At 59.8% G+C, this 7,912-nt stretch carries 8 protein-coding genes; 6 read left to right on the forward strand and 2 right to left on the reverse strand.

Translation table 11 applies throughout. The features are described 5' to 3' along the window. Positions 1 to 121: 121 nt before the first annotated feature. Positions 122 to 862, reverse strand: a complete 741-nt coding sequence (locus tag I4W09_RS09915) for an ABC transporter ATP-binding protein (RefSeq protein WP_117769450.1) — start codon at positions 860 to 862, stop codon at positions 122 to 124. A gap of 5 nt (positions 863 to 867) precedes the next feature. Then, the gene (locus I4W09_RS09920; protein WP_196034038.1) at positions 868 to 3,090 is read right to left on the reverse strand and encodes a hypothetical protein; all 2,223 of its coding nucleotides are present in this window, start codon (positions 3,088 to 3,090) and stop codon (positions 868 to 870) included. Between the two features lie 135 nt (positions 3,091 to 3,225). Here I4W09_RS09920 and I4W09_RS09925 point away from each other — a divergent pair, with 135 nt between their 5' ends. The 6 genes from I4W09_RS09925 (at position 3,226) to I4W09_RS09950 (ending at position 7,835) form a co-directional block, all read left to right on the forward strand. Continuing rightward, on the forward strand, positions 3,226 to 3,738 hold the full coding sequence (locus I4W09_RS09925; RefSeq protein WP_006235293.1) for a DUF2975 domain-containing protein: 513 nt from the start codon (positions 3,226 to 3,228) through the stop codon (positions 3,736 to 3,738). Between the two features lie 9 nt (positions 3,739 to 3,747). Continuing rightward, positions 3,748 to 3,999: a helix-turn-helix domain-containing protein gene (locus I4W09_RS09930; protein WP_006235292.1), complete on the forward strand. Its 252-nt coding sequence runs from the start codon at positions 3,748 to 3,750 to the stop codon at positions 3,997 to 3,999. A gap of 18 nt (positions 4,000 to 4,017) precedes the next feature. Further along, positions 4,018 to 4,725, forward strand: coding sequence for a site-specific integrase (locus tag I4W09_RS09935; protein ID WP_268865651.1), 708 nt, complete (start codon positions 4,018 to 4,020; stop codon positions 4,723 to 4,725). Between the two features lie 396 nt (positions 4,726 to 5,121). Beyond that, entirely contained in the window at positions 5,122 to 5,409 is a 288-nt protein-coding gene (locus I4W09_RS09940) for an ACT domain-containing protein (RefSeq protein WP_006235289.1), read from the forward strand. A 77-nt stretch (positions 5,410 to 5,486) separates the two neighbouring features. Then, positions 5,487 to 6,905 carry a citrate synthase gene (locus I4W09_RS09945; protein WP_148331859.1) on the forward strand — a complete coding sequence of 473 codons (1,419 nt, stop codon included), beginning with the start codon at positions 5,487 to 5,489 and terminating at the stop codon, positions 6,903 to 6,905. An 87-nt stretch (positions 6,906 to 6,992) separates the two neighbouring features. Beyond that, the gene (locus tag I4W09_RS09950) at positions 6,993 to 7,835 is read left to right on the forward strand and encodes a Cof-type HAD-IIB family hydrolase (RefSeq protein ID WP_196034041.1); all 843 of its coding nucleotides are present in this window, start codon (positions 6,993 to 6,995) and stop codon (positions 7,833 to 7,835) included. The last annotated feature ends 77 nt before the right edge of the window (positions 7,836 to 7,912 follow it).

Raw genomic sequence — 7,912 nt, forward strand, 5'->3', positions numbered from 1 at the left:
AGATTAAAAGTAACAGACCGGATGAAGATACGTGCGACGGGGGCGAGGCGAATGGCTGAGCGGTATCGATATGCGGGTTCAACGGTATCACATTGGCCACATAGATTTTTAACTTGCATTTCTACCCGCCCTTTTCGTAGAGTCGCCGATACGTGCTTAGCGCACCCTCGGCGCGTCCGGCAGGCTTTGCGAAATGGGATCCAGGAGACTTCGGCGCAGCATCATCTTGCGGAATGCTTCTAATGAGCCTCCCATCCTTCAAAAACAGAATCTCATCGCACAGCCTATCGACCGAATCCAAGATGTGGGATGACATGATGATGCACGTACCAGAATCGGCCAGCTTCCTGAGAATCTCGGAATGCAAGTCCACCCTGCTGGGGTCGAGCGCGTTCATGGGCTCATCTAATAGAAGGTACCGCGCGCCCGTCGCATACGCAATCGCCAGGGTAAGCTGCTGCTTCATGCCCTGGCTCAGAGTGCGGATCCTCATCTTCGCGAACTCGCCTATCTGCGTTTGTTCCACTATCTCTTCGATATCGCGAGCATGCGGCCACATATCGCAAACCATCTTGAGGTGATCTTCCGCACGCAATCCGGGATACAGCAGCGTCCCCTCACCAGGTGCATAGAAGATCATAGAACGGACCTCTCTCGCACCCGTACCCTGCACCTCATCCAGAACGATGCTCCCGTCCACGCGAGGACCCGGCAAACCTGCCATCGCACGCAGCAACGTCGTCTTTCCATGCCCGTTCGGAGCGACGAGACCGTAGACCGTACCCGGGGCAAACTCAGCGTTCACCGAATCTACGAGCACCTTCTTTCCATAAGAGATCGTCAGCGTTTGAAGGTCAATCATCGAGATCATCCCCTTTCGATCTTTGGAACACTCAGGCGCACCATCAACGGAGATACGGCGCCCAAGACCACCAGCAGAGCGCCCGATGCGCCGACGACCTCTCCAAAAGGCATCGCGTTCGTCCCTCGCCCAAGGAACCCAATCGTCCCCACCTGGGAAGCGGGATCAAACGAGGCGAATGGAGCCAGCAGCGCGACGCCCATGCCCACGCTTTCAACATGAGCGCTCAACGAACCCAACACCAAGAGAACCGCGCAAACCATTCCGGTGACAACGGGGTTGCGGCTAATCGCTGCTGTCAACGCAGCGACGACGGAAATCACGCCGTATGCCATGACCAGCAACGGAATACTGCACAACACCGCCTCCCCCACCATGGACGTTGTCGAAGCTCCCGCCCGAATGAGAGCGACGGGATACTCCGATCCACCCGCACCGTTCTTAATCACGGACACAACGACAGCGGGAACCATCGACACCAAAAGCAGCACCAAGCCAAGCAGGAGAGCCAGCGCAACAGCCGTCAGAAAACGCACATGCGCTGTTGCGGGGATCTGGAGAACCAGAAGGGAACGACACTGCAGGTGGGTGCACGCGAGCGATGTGACAACCACGGGCAACAGCAAAAATAAGGAGGGAAGCGCTGCCTGGAGATACGAAAGGAGGATTAATGGGGGCATCTTCGTACTTAACTCGTAAACCTTGGGGTCCGGCAAGCTCGCGATCGACTCAAGCAGAAGGGCGCGCGCCTCCGCACGAGAAGGAGTCTCCGGCTCGATTCCGATCGATTGCAGGAGAGTCGCATCTGCCGCGCCCAGCTCACCTCGAGCGCGCTCGTACGTCGCAAGGCTTCGAAACCCCTCCGCAGGCATAGGCGCGTACACGAAACCCGAAAGAGCATCCCGCATGTCTTCCAGGGCCGCTTTGCCCTCGACGTCCATATTCGCAGCGTTCTGCTCTAGATACCGATCTATTGAACGGAGCTCCCCATCCCTATACCGAACAGCGGAAACGTTATCAGCGTCAGGAAACATCTCGACCAGAGCCGGGGCCAGCATCGTCGTCGACATTGCAATCGCGCATACGGCGAGGGTAGGAGAACGCAGGAGCAGTTTCCCCATCGTTCTTACGTATGCAACGGCGGAGGCACAAGCGCTCGAACGAGTTGCCGTTCTCGATGCAGTGAAGGAACCTCTCTCAAGACAAATCGGGGATATCGGGCACGCGCAGCCGCTCTTTCCAGCAACGCAAAGCAGGCTAATTGCCAGCACCTCGATCCCGATTGCGCATACGAGGGCAATCGCGCCACGCTCGAAGCAAAGTCCAGGCAGATTCACTATCTGCGTTGTCGGGTACGGGCTATAGGCGCCGACGGTCAACTCAGTGTTCGCATACGTAAGGGGATTCAACAGGGCGAACTCACGTAAAGCGATGGATCTTCCGTAATACCCGGGAACCATCGTCACCCCCATCAGGGCACATACGAACACGATTCCAAGCGTAGGGTTATTGGCAATCTTCACGGCAAGGTGAACGACAAGCGAGATGAACGCTGCCACCAAGAATTGCATGATGGCCGTCTGCGCGAACACCAGCCAAGCCGGTTTGATAACCGGAGTCGCATATTGAATGTAGCCTATCGGATAGAACGGCGAGCCCGGGCCATTCTTCACAAGCGCGGCGATTATCCCTGGAAGATTGATGGCGAGGACGGCAAGCATTGCAAAAACACTCGCCCATACGCTCGATGCAACAAGTCTACCCAGCTCGCCCATCGGTGCCTGGATGATGAGCTTTTCACGTTTGTTAAGACGCGCGGCAAGGAACGAGACGGCAACGGCCGTTGCGACCCATAGCAAGTACTCCTTCGATCCGTCATAATAGGTGTACTCTCCATCCGATATCTGCAGAAACGGAAGTAGGGGAGAGAGCGGTGCCAAGATAAGACGTCCCGCGGCAAGAGGGTACAGAAGCGCGGGCATGCTTGATGAAGAGGTATAGACACCGTCCTCCCCCGCATTCACAAGCGCATCCGCATAGGATGCTGACAATTCCTGCTCAACACGGGTTATTCCCGACTCGAGGTATTCGACCCGTCCGTCGATGCCAGCCGCGCTCCTGAAGACGGGCAGAGCACAAAGAACCATCAACGCAACAACGACAACACAGAGCGACCTGGAGGAGAGAAGCGACCTAAAGATCGCCTTCGAGATTTTGAGCATATTCATCGCCAACCTTAACCTCATCCAGTCGGAACAGAGGGGCCGAACAAAATGCTCGGCCCTTATTACTTGCCGGCAAAGTCAATTTAACATAAACTGTTAAAAAGTAACCTGAGTTTTTTAAATTCTTCGGAGGTTATTATGAGTTCCGACAATCGCACTCCCCGGCTTCATTCCTTCCGCATCGCATGTGCGATAGCCTCTGCGACCCTTTGCGCCACCGCCATCGCACAAGTGGCGTTCTCCTTAAAGCCAGCAATCGAAGTGCTCGACAACCCTGTAATTGCAGACTCCCCCGCGTATCCAGCCCTTGCGATCTCGACATTGGTCCCTGCCGTCATCGGTATCGCTACGACCATCCTCAGCGCCGTTCTCGTGTGGACGATCAAGAGCGGAGACCCCTTCAAGAAAGGGTCTGCGACATGCTTGAAGGTGCTCGGCATTCTCTTCGTTGTTCAAGCTGCCACCAGCCTCTACGCCGGCTCACTCAAAACCTCCGTTTCGATGTTTGGCGGCGAGGGGGCCGTCGGCGCCCAAGAGATCGCTTCATCATTCGATTGGACCTCTCTGGTTCTCGGCATCGTCCTGTTCATGCTTTCCCAGCTCTTCTTGTACGCCCGAGAGCTGTACCTCGACTCCGACGAGATTGCGTAAGGAAACGCCATGCCCGTAATTGTTCGCCTCGACAAGATCATGGCCGAGCGAAAGATTTCCTCGAACGAACTTGCCGAAAGGATTGGAACCACGCCCGTGAACCTGTCCCGTATTAAAAAAGGGCATATTCGCGGCATTCGCTTCAACACGCTCGAGCAGCTATGCCTCGCCCTTCGTTGCCAACCCGGAGACCTTCTCGAAGTCATGAGCGAAGAGGATGCCCGAAAGGAGTTCGGACTCGATTGGTCCGCCGAGGATTAGAGGGCGGTCGTACTCGCCCTGCACACGGGGATGCGAATCGGCGAGGTCTGCGGCCTTCGGTGGTGCGATGTGGATTTCGAGACGGGCCTGATCTCGATCAGACACTCGGTGGCGTACGCGAAGGGAATGGGTTCGTTCATCAAGGACACCAAGACCCATGACGCCAGGGGTATCCCCATCGACCCGGTCGGCCTACTCCCCTTCCTGAAGGAGACCCACGAGATCGACTGCGGAAAGCTGCGCTTGCGCGGCCTTACCGGGGCGGTCGAGATCGGGGACTGCTACATCCTGTCGGAGCCGGGCGCGACCTTCGCGACGACAAGCTATATCCGCAGGGCGCTCAAGACGTTCTCGGAGACCAACGGCCTCATGGGCACCAACGACGAGCTGATCACGTTCCACGGCCTTCGCCACACGTTCGCAACGCAGTGGATCCGCCAAGGCGGCGATATCAAGGCGCTCCAATCGATCCTCGGCCACAAGGACGCCATGGCGACGCTCAACGTCTACGCCGACATCGAGCCCATCTCCAAAATCCATAACATGCTGCGCGCCACGCCGTGCCTTTGGCGCGGGCACCTCGGGCCGAGGGTCGATCCGGGTCCCATGTTCCAACAGAGGATCCAGGAGTCCATCGAGACGCTCCAGGCGTTCGGCTACGGCATCACCGAGCCGGACGACCGAAATATCGCCATACGCGGCGTGAAGATGAACAGTTGGCTCTAGCTCACCGAGTACGCGGCAGTGCTGGGCCCATCCCAACTGAGGTCACGGTGGTCCGATAGGGGCGCCGCCCGCGGCATGCGCCGCGGAGCGGTATCCCCTACCGAAGGGCGGGGATGCCCTCCGCTTCCAGTTCGGAATCAGCCGTCGGAGGCGTTCGGCTGACTGCGGGAACGGCCTGTCCGCTCAATGTGTTCGGCTGAGATCGGAAATCAACCCAACACGAGCCGGACACGCGCCAGACGGCTCTTCCCCGTACGGCCTTCCCCCTTACGCTCATGTTGCAGGCATGTAACGCCGCAGCGAGCGCGCCTTTTTTGCGCCAGACAGGTACAATGATGAACACTGTACCGTAGCGGAGCGCCCCGCGCGCGCCGCAACCACGCGAAAGGGTTTCCCATGGCCGAGATCTCGTCCTCCCGCATCGTCATCACCGTCCTTGGCAAGAACCGCCCCGGCATCGTCGCCGGCGTCACCCGTGTCCTAGGCGAGGCCAACGTCGACATCCGCGACATCACGCAGTCCATTATCGAGGACATCTTCACCATGACCATGCTGGCCGATACCGCCGAGTCCAAGCTCGACTTCGCCGAGCTGCAGAAGGCGCTGGCCGAGGCCGGCGAGCTTTCGGGCGTCAACGTGTCCATCCAGCGCGAGGACGTCTTCAACTTTATGTACCGCCTGTAGCGAGCAAGCCGCTCGGGGCAGCTTGACGTCATATCGTCCAAGCGCGCGGCCCCAAAGCGGACCGGAGAGGAGCGCGCATGGCCTACGACGCCAAGAAAATCTACTACCGCTTCGACGATCACCTGAGCCGCCTGGTTCTGGATTACGAGGCGAGCCGTCAGATTTCGCCCGAAAGCGAAAACCTCTACCACGGCCTGCCGACCGCCCCGTACGACGAGGGCCTGTTCGTAGAGCATAACGTCAAGCGCGGCCTGCGCAATGCCGATGGCTCGGGCGTGGTCGCGGGCCTTACCCGCATCTCGGACGTGCACGGCTACAACAAGGTCGACGGCAAAGTCGTGCCCGACCAGGGCAAGCTTACGCTGCGCGGCTACAGCATCGAGGACCTGGTCAACAACGCCCAGGCCGAGAATCGCTATGGCTACGAAGAGGTCGCCTACCTGCTCATCACGGGCTCGCTGCCCAACAAAGAGGAGCTCGACGGTTTTTGCGGACGTCTGGGCGCTTTTAGGCACCTGAGCGATGAGTACGTCAAAGAGTTCCCCATGACCACGGTGTCGTCGAGCATCATGAATGTGCTTCAGCGCGCCGTGCTGCTGCTCTACGCCTTCGACGCCGAGCCCGACGCCATTACGCCCGAGCACGAAATCGACGTCGCCATCTCCATGCTCGCCCGTCTCCCCCGCATCGCCGCCTTCGCGCATATGGCCTCGGTCGCCAAGCGCCGCGGCTCCGAGGTTCATGTACCGCACCCCACACCCGGTCTCTCCACCGCCGAGACCATCCTGCAGGTGTTGCGCGGCGGCATGGCATTCACCCGCGACGAAGCCATGCTGCTCGACGTGATGCTCATGCTGCATGCCGAACACGGAGGCGGCAACAACTCCACGTTTGCCTGCCGCGTGCTGTCCTCCTCGGCCACCGACCCGTATTCCGCCTACGCCGCGGCTATCGGCTCACTCAAGGGCCCGCGCCACGGCGGCGCCAACGCCAAGGTCGTGTCCATGCACGAGGACATCCGTGCGCACGTCTCCAATTGGGAGGACGAGGACGAGGTCGCAGCCTACCTGGGCAAGATCCTCGACAAGCAGGCCTTCGACGGCACGGGTCTCATCTACGGTATGGGCCACGCCGTCTACACGCTGAGCGACCCGCGCGCCGAGGTCTGCCGCCGTTACGCGCGCACGCTTGCCGCCAAGAAGGACCTGGGCGAGGAGTTCGCGCTCATCGAGCGCATCGAGCGCCTGGCACCGCAGGTGATGCGCGACCACGGCATGACCAAGCCCATCTGTGCCAACATCGACCTGTACACGGGCTTTATCTACAAGATGCTCGGCGTACCCGAGACGCTTTTTACGCCGCTATTCGCCGTCGCCCGCATGGCCGGCTGGTCGGCACACCGCATGGAAGAGCTCTTCTGCGCGCACCGCATTATTCGCCCCGCGTATCGCCCGGTTATCGAGCCGCTGGAGTACAAGCCGCTCGCCGATCGCTAGGACGCGGACCGTTATAGAACCCGAGCGTGGCCAGGGCATCATCGCCCTCGGCCACGCTTTTTATGCCAGCAGAAAGGGCTGCATCAAATGATTGTGTTTTCCGATATGGACGGAACGCTGTTGACGAGCGATAAGCAGATGAGCGATGCCACCTGGGCGATGCTCGACGAGCTCGCTCGACGCGGGATTGAATTTGTGCCCTGCACGGGACGTCCGCTGTCGGGCATCTTTGAGCCCATCCTCGCCCACCCCGCCGTACACTATGCGGTCTGTGCCAACGGTGCCAGCGTCTGGCAGCTCGACGACGGTACGCCCACCGATACCTCACGTGCTACGCGCATTTTGAGCCGACCGCTCGACCGCGCCATCGCCCACCGCGTCCATAGCGTTGCCGCCGGTCACGATGTGACCTTCGATATCTTCGCGGACGGGCAGTGCTTCCTCCCCCGCTCGCTCTACTCGCGCCTGGACGAATTCTGCGGCGGCGACCACCACATCGCGGCTTCGCTCAAGCGCACACGAACACCGATCGACATGGATATCGACAGCAAAATCGACGAGGTCGAGACACTCGAACGCATCGCCATGTACTGGCACGACCCGGCCGATCGCGACGCCATCGCGGCGGAGCTCGACACGCTCGGAGGCATTGAGGTCACGCGTTCGTACGCCATGAATATCGAGGTCATGGGCGAGGGCGCCACCAAGGGAACGGCCCTCACGTGGCTATGCGAGCACCTGGGTGAGCGTCTCGCCGACGTCTGGGCGTTCGGCGACAACATCAACGACATACCCATGCTGCAGGCAGCGGGCCACGGCATGGCCATGATCAACGCCGAGCCCGAGGACCGCGAGGCCGCCGACGCCATCACCGAATACGATAACGACCACGACGGCGTCGCCCGCACCATCATGACCGCCCTCACCTAGCAGCAGTAACCCGGCAGGGTAGCTAATTTGGGACGGGGCTATTTTAGCTACCCAACAAGCGGGTAGCTAAAATAGCC

It is taken from the genome of Collinsella aerofaciens, assembly GCF_015670795.1.
In the GTDB taxonomy this organism is placed as follows: domain Bacteria; phylum Actinomycetota; class Coriobacteriia; order Coriobacteriales; family Coriobacteriaceae; genus Collinsella; species Collinsella aerofaciens_Q.